At 30.3% G+C, this 17,509-nt stretch carries 16 protein-coding genes and 1 riboswitch; of the genes, 12 read left to right on the top strand and 4 right to left on the bottom strand.

Annotated elements, in window-relative coordinates; translation table 11 throughout:
* Positions 1 to 188: 188 nt before the first annotated feature.
* Positions 189 to 1,757: a Na+/H+ antiporter NhaC family protein gene (locus Q326_RS0107345; protein ID WP_026894789.1), complete on the top strand. Its 1,569-nt coding sequence runs from the start codon at positions 189 to 191 to the stop codon at positions 1,755 to 1,757.
* Between the two features lie 186 nt (positions 1,758 to 1,943).
* Here the strand turns inward: Q326_RS0107345 and Q326_RS0107350 are convergent, their stop codons facing one another.
* Entirely contained in the window at positions 1,944 to 3,116 is a 1,173-nt protein-coding gene (locus Q326_RS0107350; RefSeq protein ID WP_026894790.1) for an MFS transporter, read from the bottom strand.
* Between the two features lie 136 nt (positions 3,117 to 3,252).
* Here Q326_RS0107350 and Q326_RS0107355 point away from each other — a divergent pair, with 136 nt between their 5' ends.
* The 9 genes from Q326_RS0107355 to Q326_RS16970 all read left to right on the top strand — a co-directional run bounded on the left by Q326_RS0107355 (position 3,253) and on the right by Q326_RS16970 (position 12,315).
* A complete protein-coding gene (locus Q326_RS0107355; protein ID WP_026894791.1) occupies positions 3,253 to 4,989 on the top strand; it encodes an ABC transporter ATP-binding protein in 1,737 nt (578 codons plus the stop codon).
* 206 nt (positions 4,990 to 5,195) lie between these two features.
* The gene (locus tag Q326_RS0107360; RefSeq protein ID WP_026894792.1) at positions 5,196 to 5,477 is read left to right on the top strand and encodes a DUF503 domain-containing protein; all 282 of its coding nucleotides are present in this window, start codon (positions 5,196 to 5,198) and stop codon (positions 5,475 to 5,477) included.
* A gap of 38 nt (positions 5,478 to 5,515) precedes the next feature.
* The gene (gene nth, locus Q326_RS0107365) at positions 5,516 to 6,148 is read left to right on the top strand and encodes an endonuclease III (RefSeq protein ID WP_026894793.1); all 633 of its coding nucleotides are present in this window, start codon (positions 5,516 to 5,518) and stop codon (positions 6,146 to 6,148) included.
* A gap of 20 nt (positions 6,149 to 6,168) precedes the next feature.
* Positions 6,169 to 8,151, top strand: coding sequence for a cell division FtsA domain-containing protein (locus Q326_RS0107370; RefSeq protein ID WP_026894794.1), 1,983 nt, complete (start codon positions 6,169 to 6,171; stop codon positions 8,149 to 8,151).
* Between the two features lie 112 nt (positions 8,152 to 8,263).
* Positions 8,264 to 9,265, top strand: coding sequence for a VanW family protein (locus Q326_RS0107375; RefSeq protein ID WP_026894795.1), 1,002 nt, complete (start codon positions 8,264 to 8,266; stop codon positions 9,263 to 9,265).
* Positions 9,249 to 9,599, top strand: coding sequence for a G5 domain-containing protein (locus Q326_RS0107380; RefSeq protein WP_026894796.1), 351 nt, complete (start codon positions 9,249 to 9,251; stop codon positions 9,597 to 9,599). Before Q326_RS0107375 ends, Q326_RS0107380 begins: the two co-directional genes overlap by 17 nt.
* A 9-nt stretch (positions 9,600 to 9,608) precedes the next feature.
* A complete protein-coding gene (locus Q326_RS0107385; RefSeq protein WP_026894797.1) occupies positions 9,609 to 10,289 on the top strand; it encodes a DUF2225 domain-containing protein in 681 nt (226 codons plus the stop codon).
* Positions 10,289 to 10,819, top strand: coding sequence for a methylated-DNA--[protein]-cysteine S-methyltransferase (locus Q326_RS0107390; RefSeq protein ID WP_250160322.1), 531 nt, complete (start codon positions 10,289 to 10,291; stop codon positions 10,817 to 10,819). The genes Q326_RS0107385 and Q326_RS0107390 overlap by 1 nt, the downstream gene beginning before the upstream one ends.
* A gap of 200 nt (positions 10,820 to 11,019) precedes the next feature.
* Positions 11,020 to 12,315: an esterase/lipase family protein gene (locus tag Q326_RS16970; RefSeq protein ID WP_051531295.1), complete on the top strand. Its 1,296-nt coding sequence runs from the start codon at positions 11,020 to 11,022 to the stop codon at positions 12,313 to 12,315.
* A 26-nt stretch (positions 12,316 to 12,341) separates the two neighbouring features.
* On the opposite strand, the gene cobT is transcribed toward Q326_RS16970, so the two are convergent.
* From cobT to proB, 3 genes are all read right to left on the bottom strand, one after another.
* The gene (gene cobT / locus Q326_RS0107400) at positions 12,342 to 13,388 is read right to left on the bottom strand and encodes a nicotinate-nucleotide--dimethylbenzimidazole phosphoribosyltransferase (protein WP_026894799.1); all 1,047 of its coding nucleotides are present in this window, start codon (positions 13,386 to 13,388) and stop codon (positions 12,342 to 12,344) included.
* 99 nt (positions 13,389 to 13,487) lie between these two features.
* A riboswitch (cobalamin riboswitch) is annotated at positions 13,488 to 13,676 on the bottom strand.
* Between the two features lie 9 nt (positions 13,677 to 13,685).
* Positions 13,686 to 14,939, bottom strand: coding sequence for a glutamate-5-semialdehyde dehydrogenase (locus Q326_RS0107405; RefSeq protein ID WP_026894800.1), 1,254 nt, complete (start codon positions 14,937 to 14,939; stop codon positions 13,686 to 13,688).
* A gap of 15 nt (positions 14,940 to 14,954) precedes the next feature.
* Entirely contained in the window at positions 14,955 to 15,746 is a 792-nt protein-coding gene (gene proB, locus Q326_RS0107410) for a glutamate 5-kinase (RefSeq protein ID WP_245592071.1), read from the bottom strand.
* Between the two features lie 184 nt (positions 15,747 to 15,930).
* On the opposite strand from proB, the gene Q326_RS0107415 reads away from it, so the two are divergent.
* Together Q326_RS0107415 and trmL are read left to right on the top strand one after the other, a co-directional pair.
* Positions 15,931 to 16,749, top strand: a complete 819-nt coding sequence (locus Q326_RS0107415) for a Cof-type HAD-IIB family hydrolase (protein WP_026894802.1) — start codon at positions 15,931 to 15,933, stop codon at positions 16,747 to 16,749.
* 169 nt (positions 16,750 to 16,918) lie between these two features.
* Entirely contained in the window at positions 16,919 to 17,389 is a 471-nt protein-coding gene (trmL, locus tag Q326_RS0107425; protein WP_026894803.1) for a tRNA (uridine(34)/cytosine(34)/5-carboxymethylaminomethyluridine(34)-2'-O)-methyltransferase TrmL, read from the top strand.
* Positions 17,390 to 17,509 lie beyond the last annotated feature (120 nt).

The following is a 17,509-nucleotide window of genomic DNA, read 5'->3' on the forward strand; positions in this document are numbered from 1 at the left end:
AAAATACCAATATTCGAAATGAAGGGAAAATGAAGCATTTAATGTAAAAAATAAACATATAAATAAATTAAATGAAAATTGGCAAAAAAATTGCATTTCATTTAATGTTGAAGGGGGAATAAATTATGACGTAAAAGTTAATGTAAAACTAAGGAAAACATTATCACAAAAATAAGGGGGAATTGATAATGGAAGGCGGATATGGTGTTTTAGCAGTATTACCACCTTTGATAGCTATAATATTAGCTTTTGTTACTAAACGGGTGTTGGTTTCTTTATTCCTTGGTATATTTACTGGTGGAATTATAATTTCTGGAGGCAATCCCTTTGGAGGAGTAGTTTATTCACTAGATAAAATTGTTACGTCTATGACTGATGATTATAATGCAAGGTTATTGTTATTTAATTTAATCATGGGTTCAGGTGTGGCATTTATATGGAAATTGGGTGGTAGTGAAGCATTGACAGTATGGGCAAGGGATAAAATAAAGAGTAGAAAGTCAGCAGGGGTAGGAGCATGGCTATTGGGAATAATAGTGTTTTTTAATGATTATGTAAATGCAGCTATTGTGGGAAATGTCTTTAGAGATATAAGTGAAGAGCAAAAGATTTCCACTGAAAAATTATCTTATATATTAGATTCAACTGCTGCACCTGTTGCTACTTTTTTCATATCAGATTGGATAGCATTTCAAATAGGTATGGTAAAATCGGGAATGGATACAGCTAATATTACTTCTATGAGTGCATTTGAGGGATATTTAAGGAGTGTTCCTTTGAATCTATATTGTATATTTGCAGTATTATTTGTAGGCATAGTAGTAATAACAGGAAAAGATTTTGGCCCTATGCTCAAGGCTGAACATAGAGCTATATCTGAAGGAAAGATAGTAAGGGATGGAGCTAAACCTATGATGGATGTAGGATATGAATTAGGAGAACCTATAAAGACTAGACCCATGATAATAACATTCTTTGCACCGTTGATTGTATTAGTAGTGGTAACATTGTTTGGATTTTGGTGGACAGGTAGGGGAGCAGGGAATTTAATGGAGATACTAGGAGCTTCAGATCCAGCCACAGCTCTGTTATGGGGAGCTTTTGCAATGTCTATCACAGGTATAATTATGGCATTAACTACTAAAATTATGAATTTGTCAGAGGCTATGGATACACTTATAAATGGATTTAAATTAATGCTTTTGGCATCTGTAATATTAGTAATGGCATGGTCATTAGGTGGAGTTACTGGAGATATGCAATTGGCAGATTTTATAGTTAATTCCATAGGAGAGAACACTCCATTTGCCATATTACCTGGTATTATATTTATAATAGGTATGGTTGTAGCCTTTGCCACTGGAACCTCTTGGGGAACTATGACAATACTTACTCCAATAGCTATACCATTGGCTTATAAATTGACAGGAGATATAAATTTATCAGTTTCAATGGCCGGTGTAGTATTTTCAGGGGCTATATTTGGAGATCACTGTTCACCTATTTCAGATACAACAGTATTGGCATCTATATTTTCAGGGGCTGACCATATAGATCATGTGTCTACTCAAATCCCCTATGCATTATCAGTAGCAGTAATATCATTTTTAATGTATTTATTATATTCCTTTGCAGGATTAGGACCAATTATCTTAATTCCAATAGGAATAGTGTTAATGTTAGTTATGCATTATATACTTTCAGGATATTATGAGAAAAAATATGGTATAGATTCTAGAACTAAAAGAGCAGTATAAAGATACAATCATTAGATGGTTTAGTCTAATGACAAAGGTATAAGAATAGTTAATAGCTCGTAGTTGATGGACTAAGGGATTCATACCAAACCGTAATAAAAATTTGGTGAGAGTCCCTTATTGATAGAGTTAAAAGTTTAAAAGAATAAAATAGAAGTTAGTAGTTATTAACTACTAACTTCTATTTTATATCTTCAATCTTTTTCTTACTGTAGGATCATTGAATACATTTCTAAATATAAATAGAGAGATTAGACATTCTAAAGAAGCTATTCCCATTACCAATCTGTAACCACCAATTTCAAATAGAGTAGGTCCCAATGATGTAAATATAATAAATGTTAATGAGTTTGTAAAAAATATAAGGGTCATAAAAGTAGTTCGATTATTTGGATATACTTCAGAACATATGGTTTGAAATGCAGTCCAACCACCGTCAAGCCCCATGGCAAATAAAAAAGATAGAGGTATAACAGTATATGGAGAACCCATATATGGTATAAATATAAGAGAAACAGTCATGATAATAAAACTTATTTTTGAATAAAGTACATCGCTCAATTTATGACTTATAGCTGTATATAATAATACTCCAAATACAGTACCTAGTGCAGTAAATGTATACATAACTCCTATTTCAGATTGATTTAAACTAAAGGTTCTTTTTAACCATATGGAAAAATAGTTTAATGTCAATATAGGTGAAGAGACTATTAGAAACTCAATTGCTAAAAATTTCAATGTAATTGGATTTTTAATCATAGATTGAAAATCTTCTATATTAGCTGATTGAATTTCAGCAGAATTATTTCCGTTGGTTTCAGGAAGCATAAAGCAAAGTATGATTATAATAAAGGATAAAAGAGATAAGGGAAAGTATATAATTTTTAAACCAGAAAATTTAGACATTATTGTTCCGTATATGGGGCTTAATAAGATAGCTAAAGCAAATGCTATTCTTATAAAACCAGATGCCTTTCCTCTTTTACTGTAGGGAACAAAGTCGCTTATATAAGATATGACAGATGCATTTAGTGTAAAATTACCTAATCCTATGAATGTGCGACCTATTGCAAATATCAATGGGAATTTTGCAATAGCACAAAGTATTGTACCTAATAAAAAAGAAAACATTGAAAAAATTAAGATTCTTTTTTTACTATATTTGTCTGCCCATATCCCCAATAGAGGTACAAGTAGTCCCACTATGGAAAAGCCTATATTTAAATATATTACACTGCTTTCATTTATATTAAAAATTGAAGAAATATAAGGTATAAGTGGGTTTATAAAATTCATTTCAAGGTATATAATAAATTGAATCAAAAAAGTAGTAACAAGTATTAAGAATATATTCAAAATCAAACCTCCTAAAAATTGACTATTTTTCTGTTGCTTAAACTATTATAGCATGTATTTTCATTTTTTGATACAATATGTAAAGAATATAATTCTTGGAATATAATGATAAGAGCTAAGAGAAGGAGTGATATATATGCTTAAAATATTTATTTCTTATTATAGGCCTCATATGAAGCTGTTTATACTGGATATAATATGTGCCTTTTTAATTGCTGCCATAGACTTAGTTTTTCCAATGGTAACTAGGGCATTTATGAAGGATATTATTCCCAATGGCAAGATGGGAACTTTTTATATAATGATATCAGTTTTGATAGTACTCTATATTATAAGAGCAGTTTTTAATTATATAGTTGATTATTGGGGACATGTAGTAGGGACAAGAATGGAATATAATATGAGAAAAGATTTATTTTCTCATTTACAGACCCTATCCTTTAGTTATTTTGATCAGAATAGAACAGGTCATATAATGTCTAGGATAGTAAATGACCTTAGAGAGATATCAGAATTAGCACATCATGGACCTGAAGACTTGTTTCTTTCCGTAGTTATGTTGATGGGATCATTTGTGATATTATTAAATGTTGAATGGAGACTCACCGTTATAATATTTTCATTTATTCCTATAATGATATGTTTTACGTTTATAAAGAGGAAAAAGATGATTAATGCATTTAGAACTGTAAGAAAAAAAGTAGCAGATGTAAATGCCCAATTGGAAAATAGTATATCAGGAATAAGGGTTGCTAAGTCATTTACAAATGAAGAATATGAAATGGATAAATTTGATATAGGGAATATAGAATTTAAAGAATCAAGGGAATGGGCATTTAAATCCATGGCGGAGTTTTTTACAGGTATAAATTTTTTATCTAACTTATTAAATGCATTGGTTATAGGAGTTGGAGGATATTTTGTATATAAAAAGATAATATTTATGGAAGACTTAGTAGCATATTTATTATACGTGAATATTTTTTTACAGCCCATAAGGAGATTAACTCAATTTACACAACAATTCCAATCGGGAATGACAGGGTTTGAAAGATTTGTGGAAATACTAAATATAGAGCCTGATATAATTGATAGAGAAGATGCAATAGAATTAAAAAATATTCGAGGGAATATAGAGATGAGGAATGTTTCATTTCAATATGATGAAAATGAGACGGTTCTTTCAAATATAAATCTGAAGGTGGATGAAGGAAAGACATTGGCTTTAGTAGGTCCTTCTGGAGGAGGTAAAACTACTTTATGTCATTTGATTCCCAGATTTTATGATGTTAATTCGGGCGCTATATTGATTGATGGTAAAGATATAAAAGATATAAAGTTAAAATCTTTAAGAAAAAATATTGGATTAGTTCAACAAGATGTATTCTTGTTTACTGGTACAGTGAAGGAAAATATATTGTATGGAAACCCAGAGGCTTCAGATGCAGAAGTTATAAATGCTGCTAAAAATGCCAATATACATGAGTTTATAGAAACATTACCAGATGGTTATGATACTTATATTGGTGAAAAAGGGGTAAGGTTGTCAGGAGGCCAAAAACAAAGGATATCTATAGCAAGGGTGTTTTTAAAAAATCCTAGTATATTAATATTAGACGAAGCAACATCAGCCCTTGACAATGAAACAGAGATAAAGATACAAAATGCGTTGGAACAGTTATCAAAGGGAAGGACTACTATTGTAATAGCCCATAGGTTATCTACTATAAAGAATGCAGATGATATTGTAGTGCTCACAGATAAAGGTATACAAGAAAAGGGTACACATAAAGAATTATTGGAGAAGGATAATTTATATGCTAAACTATACAAATCTCAATTTAAAGGCTATATACCCGATGAAGTTCACTGAATGATAAATGCATAAGAGTGTAGATACAGTTAGAAGTAAGTAGTTAGTAGATTAGTTGATCGGGGAAGTCCTATGGATTTCATCATGAAACTAATAACTACTAACTTGTTTTATATATCATTAAAACTTACCAGTGTATATGATATAATACAATAGGAAAATAATATATGAAATAATAGACAGATACTATAAAGAGGTGTAAAAAAATGATTGTTGGTACTTGTGAATTAGAGCTTATGGTATATGATGCTATTTCATTAAAGGATAAGAGACAGGTAATTAAAAGTATCATAGGTAAAATACAGTCAAGATATAATGTATCCATTGCTGAAATAGGGAACAATGATAAATGGCAAAGGACAATTATAGGGTTTGCTTGTGTTACTAATGACACTAAGCATGCCAATAGCATAATATCTAATATATTGAAATTTATTGAAAGAGATAGTAGAGTGGAAATTTTTAATCATGATATAGATATTTCCTAATTTCAATATTCTACTATGAATAAAAGGAGTAGATAAGTATGTTAAATAAACAGGATATAAAGCAAGTGTTGGAGATATTAGAAGAGACATATCCTAAGGCAAAGTCAGAATTGAATTTTTCAAATCCCTTTGAACTATTGATAGCAACTATTTTATCAGCTCAATGTACGGATGTAAGAGTGAATAAAATTACTGGGGAATTATATAAAATTTATAAAACTCCAGAGGATTTTTTGAAATTAACTGAAGAAGAATTGGGAGTACTGATAAAAAGTTGTGGCTTCTATAGAAATAAGAGTAAAAATATATTGGGAACATGTAAAATACTAGTAGAAGAACATAACTCTCAGGTTCCTAAGACTAGGAAAGAATTGATGGAATTACCCGGGGTTGGAAGGAAAACGGCCAATGTAGTATTGAGTAATGCCTTTGGTGAAGATGCCATAGCTGTAGATACCCATGTCTTTAGAGTGTCTAATAGAATCGGATTAGCCCATAGTGATAATGTGGACGATACAGAAAAAGATTTAATGGAAAATATACCTAAATTTCAATGGTCCGATGCCCATCATTGGCTAATTTTTCATGGTAGAAGGGTATGCAAAGCGAGAAAACCCAATTGTGATAATTGTCCTTTAACGAATTATTGTGAGTATTATAAATCTTTGTAGTATCTAGGAGGGGATTTAAAATGGGATATGATGAAGGTTTAAAGATTGACACTGAGAATTTAATTTTTTCCCTTGATATAGGAACTAAAACGGTATTGGGAATAGTAGCTATATGTGAAAATAATAGATTCAAGATATTGGCTAGTGAAATAGTTGAACATGAACAGAGATATATGTATGATGGCCAAATTCATGATATTGAAGGTGTTTCTTTAGCAGTTAAAAAGGTTAAACATAAACTGGAAGATAAATTAGGAATAAAATTAGAAAGGGTTGCCATAGCAGCTGCTGGAAGAGCACTAAAGACATATAGAGTTAAAGTGGATAGAGAAATAGATATTACTATGGAAATAGATAATAGATTGGTAGATAGTTTAGAGATGGAAGGAATACAAAAGGCTCAAAAGATGTTAGAGGAAAAAAGGCAACAAAATGAGGCACAATATTATTGTGTAGGACATACTGTAGTGAATTATTATTTGGATGATAATTTTATGGATAGTTTAAAGGGGCATAGGGGAAATAAAATAGGCGTTGATTTAATAGCTACATTTTTGCCTCATATGGTAGTAGATAGCCTTTATACAGTTATGAATAGATTGGAATTAGAAATCTCAAATATTACATTGGAGCCTATAGCTGCTATTAATGTGGCTATAAAAAAGAACTTGAGACTCCTTAATTTAGCCTTAGTAGATATAGGGGCAGGAACATCAGATATAGCAATAAGTAAGGATGGAGCTATAGTAGCCTACGGTATGACATCTGTAGCAGGAGATGAGATAACAGAAAAGTTGGCGAGGACTTATCTGCTTGATTATGATACTGCTGAGAAATTAAAAAAGGAATTGAATCAAAAGGATAGTCATGTATTCTATGATGTGGTAGGAATAAAGCATGAATTGGATACTAAAGATATATTGGATAGCATAGAAGAAGCTATAATATCCCTTGCTAAGAGCATATCTCAGGCAATAATAGAAAATAATCAGAGACCTCCCAGTGCGGTGTTTCTAATTGGTGGAGGGAGTCAAGTGCCTAGAATTACAGACTACATAGCCCAAGAATTAGAATTACCTAAAGAAAGGGTAGTAGTAAGAAATGTAGATATAATAGATAGAGTAGAGGGTCTTGAAAATAAGATGATAGGTCCCCATTCGATAACTGTAATAGGAATTGCATCAATAGCTGCAGAAAATAAAAAAGAAGATTTTTTGGAGGTTAATGTAAACAATAAAAAGATTAAATTGTTTAATTCAAAGAGTATGAAGGTATCCGATGCACTAGTACTTATGGGATTTAACCCGAGGAAATTAATTCCTAAAAGGGGAAAAGGCTTAGCAATTACAATAAATGGAAAAAAAGAAATTATAAAGGGGGAAATAGGAGAGCCAGCTAAAATATATGTTAATGATAAACTTGAAAGTTTAGAATGTAGTTTGAAAAATAAAGATGTAATTAAAATTATAGAAGCTACTGTAGGTGAAGATGCTTCATGTAATATAAAAAGGATAATAAATACTGATAAAAGGGTATTTGTTAATGGAAAGAAAATAAAGACTATAAGGGCTATAAAAATAAATGGAGATATTGCAGATGAGAATACAAAATTAAATGATGGAGATAGTGTAGAAACTATTGAAATAACTAATATAAAAGAATTATTGGAATATATGGACATAAAAAATAGTGTAAATGTCTATAAAAACAATGAATTAGCAAGCAATGATACTCCAATAAAAGATGATGATATTATAACATTTAATAATATAGATATGGGAGAAGATAATTTTGAAGGTAATAGTATAAAATTATATATCAATGGGGAAGAAAAGATTTTTCAATATGAAAAAGACGAATTTGTATTTATAGATATATTTAATTATATAAACTTCGATTTGTCTAAACCTAAAGGTTCTTTGGTGCTTTTAGTTAATGACTTAAAGGCCGATTATTATCAAAAACTTAATAGTGGAGATAATGTTAAAATTTATTGGAAATAGAAAAAAAATAACCTCCTGTAAATATACTCAGTAATATTCCTATGTACTAGTAATATTAATTAATATAGGGAAAGATAACTGTATGTATATTTAAAGGAGGATTAAATATAGTATGCCAAATTCAAATAGAAGAACTAAATTAGCTATATACATATGTATAATTTTTTTTATTATGACCGCTGTAACAGTAATCTATATTTTATCAATAGATGATATGATTAATGGAGTAAATGTGTCTGGTATATCAATAGAGGGTATGAATAAAGAAGAAGCAAAGAAACATTTGAGGGATCAATTACATAATAAATTAAAAGATAGATATATTAAGTTAAAATATAAAGAAGATGAATATGTACATGATTATGAAAAATTAGGAATAAATTATGATTATGACAAGACGATAGAAAAAATTTATCAAGATATAGACACGAAAACAAATATAAATAAAATAAAGACATTTTTAACTGGCTTGATTAATGAGAGGGATTATGATATGGAGTATACATATGATATATCTAAACTTGAAGAGTTTGTAAAATCTATGGAGAAAGATATAAATTCGGAAGCCCAAAATGCCAGTGTGAAAATCGATAATGACAGAATAGATATTGTACCTGAGATAATAGGTAAAAAAGTGGATAGCGATAGCTTGAAAGAGATATTAATAAATAGTATAGGAAAAGATAGTATTATAGATATACCTGTAATGGAAAAAAGCCCTACAATAGTTGAGAAAGATATTGAAACTATAAATAGTGTTCTAGGCAGCTTTGTTACTAGATATAATACAAGTAAAAAAAATAGGGTTAATAATATTGTTCAGGCTACCAATACTATAAATAATAAAATATTGATGCCGAATGAAAAATTTTCATTCAATAAGGCAACTGGTGTTAGAAATTCAGATAATGGGTATAAAAAAGCCCCTGTAATTATAAATGGAGAATTAGTGCCAGAGGTAGGTGGTGGTGTATGTCAGGTATCTTCTACATTATATAATGCAGTATTGCTGTCAGGATTAGACATATTAGAAAGGCATAATCATTCCTTGCCATTATCTTATATAGGAAAGGGTAGAGATGCTACGGTGGTTTACGATGTATTTAGACTTTAAGTTTAAAAATTCTTTGCCTGAGGCAATATATATTGAAGCAATATCTGAAAAAGGAAAAATGGAGATAAATATATATGGTAATGAAAAACTTAAGAAAGATATAGAGATAGTGCCTAGTGTAGTCCAAAGCATAAAACCAAAGCAAGAGGTTGTTGTTGATCCCAATATGAAAGCAGGGGAAAGGAAAGTAATTCAAAAGGGAAGATGGGGCTATAAAGTAAATACATATAAAATCATAAAACAAGGAAAAGATATACTATCTAAGGAACTTATATCTAAAGATGTATATAAAGGAAGAAAAGAAGTAATAAAAGTAGGTAAAGAACAGGAGTAGGAGGAAAATATGCTAGAAGAATTATATTACAAAACGATAAATTGTCCGGTATGTAAAAATGAATTTAAGACATTAAAAGTAAAAAGGTCAAGGGCTAGGGTAGATAAAATAGATACAGATTTTATGAAATATTATAAAGGAGAAAATCCTATAAAATATAATGTAAATGTATGCCCAAATTGTGGATATTCAGCTATGGATAAGCGGTTCAAATCTATGAATTTTAATGATATAAATATTATAAAAGAAAAAGTTTTTGCACGTTGGAAAGGCAAAAATTATTGTAATGAAAGGACATTAGGTGCGGCGATTGAAGGGTATAAACTTGCGTTATATTGTGGGGAACTATTGAATTATAAAAAATATGAGATTGGAGGTATAACATTAAGGATAGCATGGTTATATAGATTGAAGCATGAAGAAAAGAATGAGAATAGATTTTTAAAATACACTCTAGATTTATATGAAGATGCATACTCTAATGAAGACTTGTCTTATGGTGGAATGGACGAATTAACGGTAGGATATCTAATAGGTGAAATACTGAGACGGTTGGGAGAAAAGAATGAATCTATTAAATGGTTTGGCAATATAGTATCTGATAGGAGAATAAGAAATAACCCCAGATTGGAAAAAATGGCAAGGGAGCAATGGCAGATAACTAAAGGGGAGCTAAAAGGAGCAATCTGATGAATATAAAATATTGGGACGTTAAAACTGTATTAGGTGATATGCTTATTGCATATAATGGAGATGAATTGGTAGCTTTGGAATTAAATAAGAAAAATGAAGACAAGCTATTGGTTTGGCTCAATGATAATTTTAATAAAGTAGAAAAAAAGAAAGAAGACATATATTTTACAGATCAACTGGACCGTTATTTAAAAGGTGAAAAGATAAAATTTACATATCCTATATTCATGCAAGGAACAAAGTTTCAAAAAAATGTTTGGAGTGAACTTTTAAATATACCTTATGGAGAAGTTAGAAGTTATGGATATATTGCTGAAAAAATAGGTAATTCTAAAGCTATGAGGGCAGTAGGGATGGCAAATGGCAAGAACCCCATACCTATAGTAATACCTTGTCATAGAGTTATAGGAAAGGATGGAAAACTTGTAGGATATAGTGGGGGACTGGAATACAAGATTGAACTTTTGGAATTAGAAGGCCATAAAATAAAATATAGTAGAAATGGGATAGCTTATATAGATGGATAGAAGTCTTTTCTTTTAACTATTATTAAAGAGTTAGTAGATAATAGTTAGTAGTAAGTAGTTCAATGATAAAATCTATAGGATTTTTTCATTAACTGCTAACCACTAACTAATAGATACTAACTTTTTTTATAAGTCTCTAAAAGTTTATGTTTTGCATATAGATAATATATACTTTATATTTTTTATTAGGATGTGATTTGATGGGTTATTATAAATATGTAAATAAACCATTAATTTTTATACCAGGTATATTAGGGTCATTGGGAGAAGATATTATACCTGGATATGGGAAATTTGATTTTGGGATTGCAGAATATATTTATAGGCCCTTTATAGAAGGGCTTATAAATATGGGGTATGAAGAGGAAAAGGATTTATATATATGTTTTTATGATTGGAGAAAAGAAAATAGGTATTCTGCAAAGCAATATTTACTGCCCATAATAGAAAAAGCCAAGGAAAGAACAGGAGTAGAAAATGTAGACTTGTTATGTCATAGTATGGGAGGCTTATTGGCTAGGGCATATATACAAAGTGAATTATATATGTATGATATAGATAAAATTATAATGATAGCGACTCCCAATGCAGGGTCTGCTAATGCATATTATTTTTGGGAAGGAGGACAGTTACCTGAAAGTACAGTGGGTGATAATCCATTTTTAAATATGTTGTGGAAAGGATTTGTTTGGTATTTAAAAGCATCGAAAAAAAAGGATGATATGTGTATATTGCACAGTGAATTTCCATCTGTAAAAGAGCTTTTACCATCAGAAGAATATGGAGATTATTTAATATTTAAAGGGGCTAGTACATTTGTGCCTATAAATAGTATGAAATGTAAAAATACATTTTTAAATATATTAAATAGATATAAAGATTTAAGCCATAGCTATGGAGTTTTAACAGATCTAATATGTGGTACAGACAAAAAAACTAATAAATATATACAAGTGAGTAAAAGTAACACCGAGGAGAAATGGTGGGATGGCCAGCCATATAATAATATAAATACTATTTTTGGAGATGGAACTGTGACCATAGAAAGTGCATGTAATATGTGTGGAAGAAAACATTTCTTGGAGAGTGATCATACAGATATATTATATGACAGTTTGCCTATTATTAGAGATATATTGAATAGACCAATTTCACCTTACGCTATTATGACTAATATGAAAAATAGAATATCTCCTTTATATAGCATAATAATAAAGAATGCAAAAAACATAAATATAAAATTAAATAATATAAATATGAATATATGTAATGGAAAAGGAGATATAGAAAGTGAGAAGATATTATTTAAAAAATTAAGCGAAAATGATTATTGGATAATGATAGAAGAAGGTAATATGGAATTTGTTGATATATTTATTGATTATATAGAAAATGAAAAAGGTACAATAGTTGTTTACAAAAAAGAGTTTGAAGGTGTAAAAAAGATATTGGAAAAAACTTCAATCAATTCTTATAAAACAGTATTGTACCACTAATTATAATATTTATGCCATAGTTTTTATTATAATGATATTCCTGCTTCTTCAAATGTTATCATTTCTTTATTCATGAAAGTAGATGACTCTATAATATTAAATGCTAAAACTGCACCAGAACCTTCTCCTAGTCTCATATTCATATGGAGCATAGGTTCTAGGCCCAATATTGTAGAGGCGGCATATCCACTTTTATCTGCAGATGCATGAGATGGGAAAAAGTATTTTAATGATTTAGGAGCTATTTTAGAAGCTATTATAGCAGAGACTGTAGCTATAGTACCATCTATGACTATAGGAACTCTATTTGCGGCACCTGCTAACATTACACCGGTCATACCTGCAATATCTAGTCCACCTACTTTATGGAGAACATCTATGGGATCTAATGGATCAGGATTATTTTTATCAATAGCTTTTTTTATGGCATTGATTTTGGTTGGCAGAGACTCTACAGGGAGATTGGCACCAACTCCTACAATTGTCTTGGGATCTAAGCTAGCCAATACAGATAAAACAGCTGTGCTAGCAGTGGTATTGGCTATCCCCATTTCTCCAGTAGCTAATAAATTTATTCCATTATCTATTTCTTGTTGAGCAATTTCTATCCCTACTTCTATTGCTTTTATGGCCTCGTCTCTAGTCATTGCAGGTCCTTTTGTCATATTGGCAGTACCATACCTTATTTTTTTATTGATAACTTTAGAGGAATCTATATCTCTTATAACACCAATATCTACAGGGATTACCTTAGTATTGTTTTGTTTAGCTAAAGCACATACGCCTGTCACTCCTCTAGCAAAGTTTAATGTCTGTATATAAGTCACTTCTTGGGGAGTAGATGCTACAGACTCTTCAAAAACACCATGATCTGCAGCCATAACTATTACAGCTTTATTATCTACTTTTGGATATAATTTACCTGTAATACCACAAAGCTGTATAAGGATATCTTCTAGTTTACCTAGACTTCCTATAGGTTTTATTAAATTATCTACCCTTTCTCTTGATTTTTTCATCATTTTTGAGTCTAAATCTTTAATATTATTGATAGTTTGATTTAAAAGTTCCATATTTTGACCTCCTCATTTTTTATAAGATATGTTTATAATAAAAAAAGTTCGTGGTGTTTTTGTATAACAAAAACACCACGAACTTTTCCATCATTCGTTAAAAACAAATAACTAAAGGCAGGTCTTCTGGCTCTGGGTCATAATTCTCTTATACCTTCCCATCTTATGAATAAGACAGTGGTTTTAACATAACAGAACTCACCATTACAGCGGTGGGACCGCTGGAGACTTTCACTCCATTCCCTTTTCACCTATAATATCATAGGCACCTATAGTTAAAATTTAATTTCACTTAAATTAAGTAGTTTGTCCTTCACCATATCCTATATATTTGATAGTAGTTAATTGATCTAATCCCATTGGTCCTCTGGTGTGAAGTTTTTGAGTGCTTATGCCTATTTCAGCACCAAATCCATATCTACTTCCATCTGTAAAACGAGTAGATGCATTTACATAGACAGCAGCGGCATCTATTTCTAATAAGAATTTTTGAGAATTAGTGTAGTTATCAGTTATTATAGCTTCTGAATGACCAGTACCATATTGATATATATGATCTATAGCTTGATCTATAGAATCTACCACTTTAACAGCTAGTATGAGATCTAAGTATTCTGTATTCCAATCTTTTTCATTGGCATCAATAACATCAGGAATTATAATTTTAGTTTTTTCACATCCCCGTATCTCTACATCTAAGTTAGTTAGAGAGTGATATATTTTAGGTAAAAAATCCTTTGCCACATCCTTATGAACCAAAAGAGTTTCCATAGTATTACAAACAGCAGGGCGTTGAGTTTTAGCATTTATAACTATTTTTTCTGCCATATCTAGATCTGCATAATTATCTATATATATATGACAGTTACCAACACCAGTTTGTATAACTGGAACTGTTGAATTATTTACCACATTTTGTATAAGTCCAGCGCCACCTCTAGGTATAAGAATATCAATATATTTGTTTAATTTCATCATTTCATTAACTGCTTCTCTGTCAGGGATTTCTAATAATTGAATACATCCCTCGGGAAGGCCTGAAGAAATAGCAGCATCAATTATAATATTAGATAGGGCTATATTGGAATTGATTGCTTCTGACCCACCACGTAAAATAACAACATTTCCTGACTTAAGACATAAGGCAGCAGCATCCACAGTGACATTTGGTCTAGCTTCATAAATCATACCAATAACCCCTAAAGGTACTTTGACTTGTCCTATTTTAAGGTTATTAGGTCTTTTCCACATAGATATTACTTCTCCTATGGGATCTTTAAGGTCGGCAATCTTTCGTAATCCATCAGATATGTCTTTAATTCTATCTTCTGTAAGAAGCAATCTGTCAATTAGAGATTTAGATAATCCTTTATGTCTACCAGCCTCTATGTCTTTGCTATTTGCTTCTAAAATGAAATCCATTTTTCTAATAAGTGCATCGGACATCTTTAAAAGGGCCTTATTTTTTGTATTGGTATCCATAGTGGCAAGTATTCTTGATGCCTTTTTAGCTTTCTTAGCCTTTTCTAATACATAATTTTTAATGTCCACAGAAACCCTCCTTCTTTATTTTAAAATCTTACAATCTGCGTCAAATAAAGTTCCTATTTCTTCGCCTTCTAATATAGAATTGATCACATTATAAATGGAACCGTTGGCAATTATCATAGAAGCACCAGCAGATGTAGCTATTTTTGCTGCATTGATTTTGGTAACCATACCACCTGTACCCAAAATACTACCAGGATTACCAGCCATAGCCTCTAATTGAGGAGTTATTCTATCTACATAGTGAATAAGGCAAGCCTCATCATACTCTTTAGGATTGCAGTCATATAGACCATCTATATCAGATAAAATTATTAGTAAATCAGCTCCAATCAATTTAGCTACTAATGCTGATAAAGTGTCGTTATCTCCTACTTTGATTTCATCTACAGCCACTGCATCATTTTCATTTACGATGGGAATAACATGCTTATCAATTAAGGTTAAGCATGTATTTCGAGCATTAAAAAAACGAGTTTGATGATCTATATCGTCCTTTGTCAGTAAGATTTGAGCTATAGTTTTACCATATTCTGAAAAGAGTTTTTCATACATATGCAAAAGTATCCCCTGTCCTACAGCTGCTATAGACTGTTTTTCAGGTATGGTTTTAGGTCTTTTTTTCAATCCTAATTTTCCCATTCCAGCACCTATGGCACCAGAACTGACCAGTACAATTTGTATATCTTGATTATGAATATTGACCAATTGGCGTACTATACTTTCCATACGATTTAAATCTAAAAGTCCTGTAGGATGTGTTATAGTAGAAGTTCCAACTTTTACTACTATTTTTTTTATATTTTTCAAATATTTTTTTCTAGAATTAGTCATAATAAATAACTGATTTTCAGCATTTCCCTCCATTTTATTAAAATATATTAATATTGTAATTTTAAAAGGATTATATCATAAATAAATCTTGTATTCAATTTCAATTAGTATTAAGGTATAATACAGTAGGATATATTAGAAAAAAATGAGGTGTATTTAATTGAATTATAAAATGGTCGCCATTGATATGGATGGAACACTACTTAGTAGTAGCAATGAAATATCTGAAAGGAATAAGACTGTATTGAAGGAATTATCTAAGAAAGATGTAGATGTGGTAATATCAACAGGAAGAATCTTTACATCTGCATTACACTATAGTAAAATACTGGGAATTAAAACTCCCATTATAGCGTGTAATGGTGCATATATAAAATCCCATGAGGATGGAAAGATATTATACGAAAATCCAGTTGATTATGAGGATTTAAAACAAATATTAGATTGTTTTGAAGAAGAAAATATGTATTATCACTTTTATGATAGTGATACCTTTTATGCCAAAGAATTAAAATATAATGCATTAAAGTACTATAATTGGAATAAAAAACAACCTAAAGAGGATAAAATAAAAATAAAGGTTATAGATAAAATTGAGGAAATTTTAGAAAATAAAGAATTAGATGTCTATAAAATAGTTACAATGGATAAAGAGGAATATAAATTAGAGGATGTGAGAAGACAACTTTCTATTAATCAAGACATAGAAATAGTAAGTTCTTGGAGAGGCAGTCTTGATATAATGAACAAAGGCGTATCTAAAGGTAATGCATTAAAGGAGTTATGTAATTTATATAGTATAAAACCTGAGGAAGTAGTGGCTATAGGAGATAACGAGAATGATTTATCTATGTTAAAGTTTGCAGGCATGAGTGTAGCTATGGGTAATGGAGAAAAAATGGTTAAGGATTTTGCAGATATAATTACTGATACAAATGATAATGATGGAGTTGCAAAAATAATTGAAAAGATATTTTAGAAAACAAAAAATATGGTATAATTTTTTTGAAAGTATTTTTAGAGAAAATATAGAAATTTTAAAATCCATGGAGAAAATATGAGAATTTGTATTTTGAAAGATTCCATGGTTTTTCACTGTCTTAGGAAATTTTATTAGAAATATTCGATGAAGGGTAGGAGATGTTATTATGTCACTTAATGTAGTTTTAATTGAGCCAGAGATACCTCAGAACACAGGGAATATAGCAAGGACTTGTGCAGCAACAGGTACATCTTTACATTTGGTAAAGCCTTTGGGTTTTTCTGTAGATGATAAGTATTTAAAAAGAGCAGGGCTTGACTATTGGCATTTATTAGATATAAATTATTATGATAATTTTGAGCAATTATTAAATAAAGTAGGGGAAGAAAAATTTTTTTATGCTACAACGAAAGGAGGGAATTTTTATACAAGCATGGATTTTTTCGATGATGCATATTTAGTGTTTGGAAAAGAAACAGCAGGTATACCTATGGAAATTTTAAATGCCAACGAGGAAAGGTGTATGAGAATACCTATGATAGAAAACAAAGATGCTAGATCATTAAATCTGGCTACTTCAGCAGGGATAATTATATATGAAGCATTGAGACAAATAAAGTTTCCAAACCTTGTATGAGGACACCAAAAAAATATTAAATATATATGAACTATTTAACATGGATTTAACAAAAGTATATAAAAATTATTATATTATATTTATTGTGCGCATTTTGGTATGTGTTTTTTAAAACAAGAA

The sequence above is a fragment of the Clostridiisalibacter paucivorans DSM 22131 genome (assembly GCF_000620125.1).
GTDB classification, from domain to species: domain Bacteria; phylum Bacillota; class Clostridia; order Tissierellales; family Clostridiisalibacteraceae; genus Clostridiisalibacter; species Clostridiisalibacter paucivorans.

What these genes read in the sequence shown, in the direction of transcription:
- Q326_RS0107355 (WP_026894791.1), top strand. Translation starts at nt 3,253, where the DNA reads ATGCTTAAAATATTTATTTCTTATTATAGGCCTCATATGAAGCTGTTT.
- Q326_RS0107370 (WP_026894794.1), top strand. Translation starts at nt 6,169, where the DNA reads ATGGGATATGATGAAGGTTTAAAGATTGACACTGAGAATTTAATTTTT.
- Q326_RS0107385 (WP_026894797.1), top strand. Translation starts at nt 9,609, where the DNA reads ATGCTAGAAGAATTATATTACAAAACGATAAATTGTCCGGTATGTAAA.
- Q326_RS0107345 (WP_026894789.1), top strand. Translation starts at nt 189, where the DNA reads ATGGAAGGCGGATATGGTGTTTTAGCAGTATTACCACCTTTGATAGCT.
- Q326_RS0107375 (WP_026894795.1), top strand. Translation starts at nt 8,264, where the DNA reads ATGCCAAATTCAAATAGAAGAACTAAATTAGCTATATACATATGTATA.
- Q326_RS0107390 (WP_250160322.1), top strand. Translation starts at nt 10,289, where the DNA reads ATGAATATAAAATATTGGGACGTTAAAACTGTATTAGGTGATATGCTT.
- Q326_RS16970 (WP_051531295.1), top strand. Translation starts at nt 11,020, where the DNA reads ATGGGTTATTATAAATATGTAAATAAACCATTAATTTTTATACCAGGT.
- nth (WP_026894793.1), top strand. Translation starts at nt 5,516, where the DNA reads ATGTTAAATAAACAGGATATAAAGCAAGTGTTGGAGATATTAGAAGAG.
- Q326_RS0107360 (WP_026894792.1), top strand. Translation starts at nt 5,196, where the DNA reads ATGATTGTTGGTACTTGTGAATTAGAGCTTATGGTATATGATGCTATT.
- cobT (WP_026894799.1), bottom strand. Translation starts at nt 13,388, where the DNA reads ATGGAACTTTTAAATCAAACTATCAATAATATTAAAGATTTAGACTCA.
- Q326_RS0107380 (WP_026894796.1), top strand. Translation starts at nt 9,249, where the DNA reads ATGTATTTAGACTTTAAGTTTAAAAATTCTTTGCCTGAGGCAATATAT.
- trmL (WP_026894803.1), top strand. Translation starts at nt 16,919, where the DNA reads ATGTCACTTAATGTAGTTTTAATTGAGCCAGAGATACCTCAGAACACA.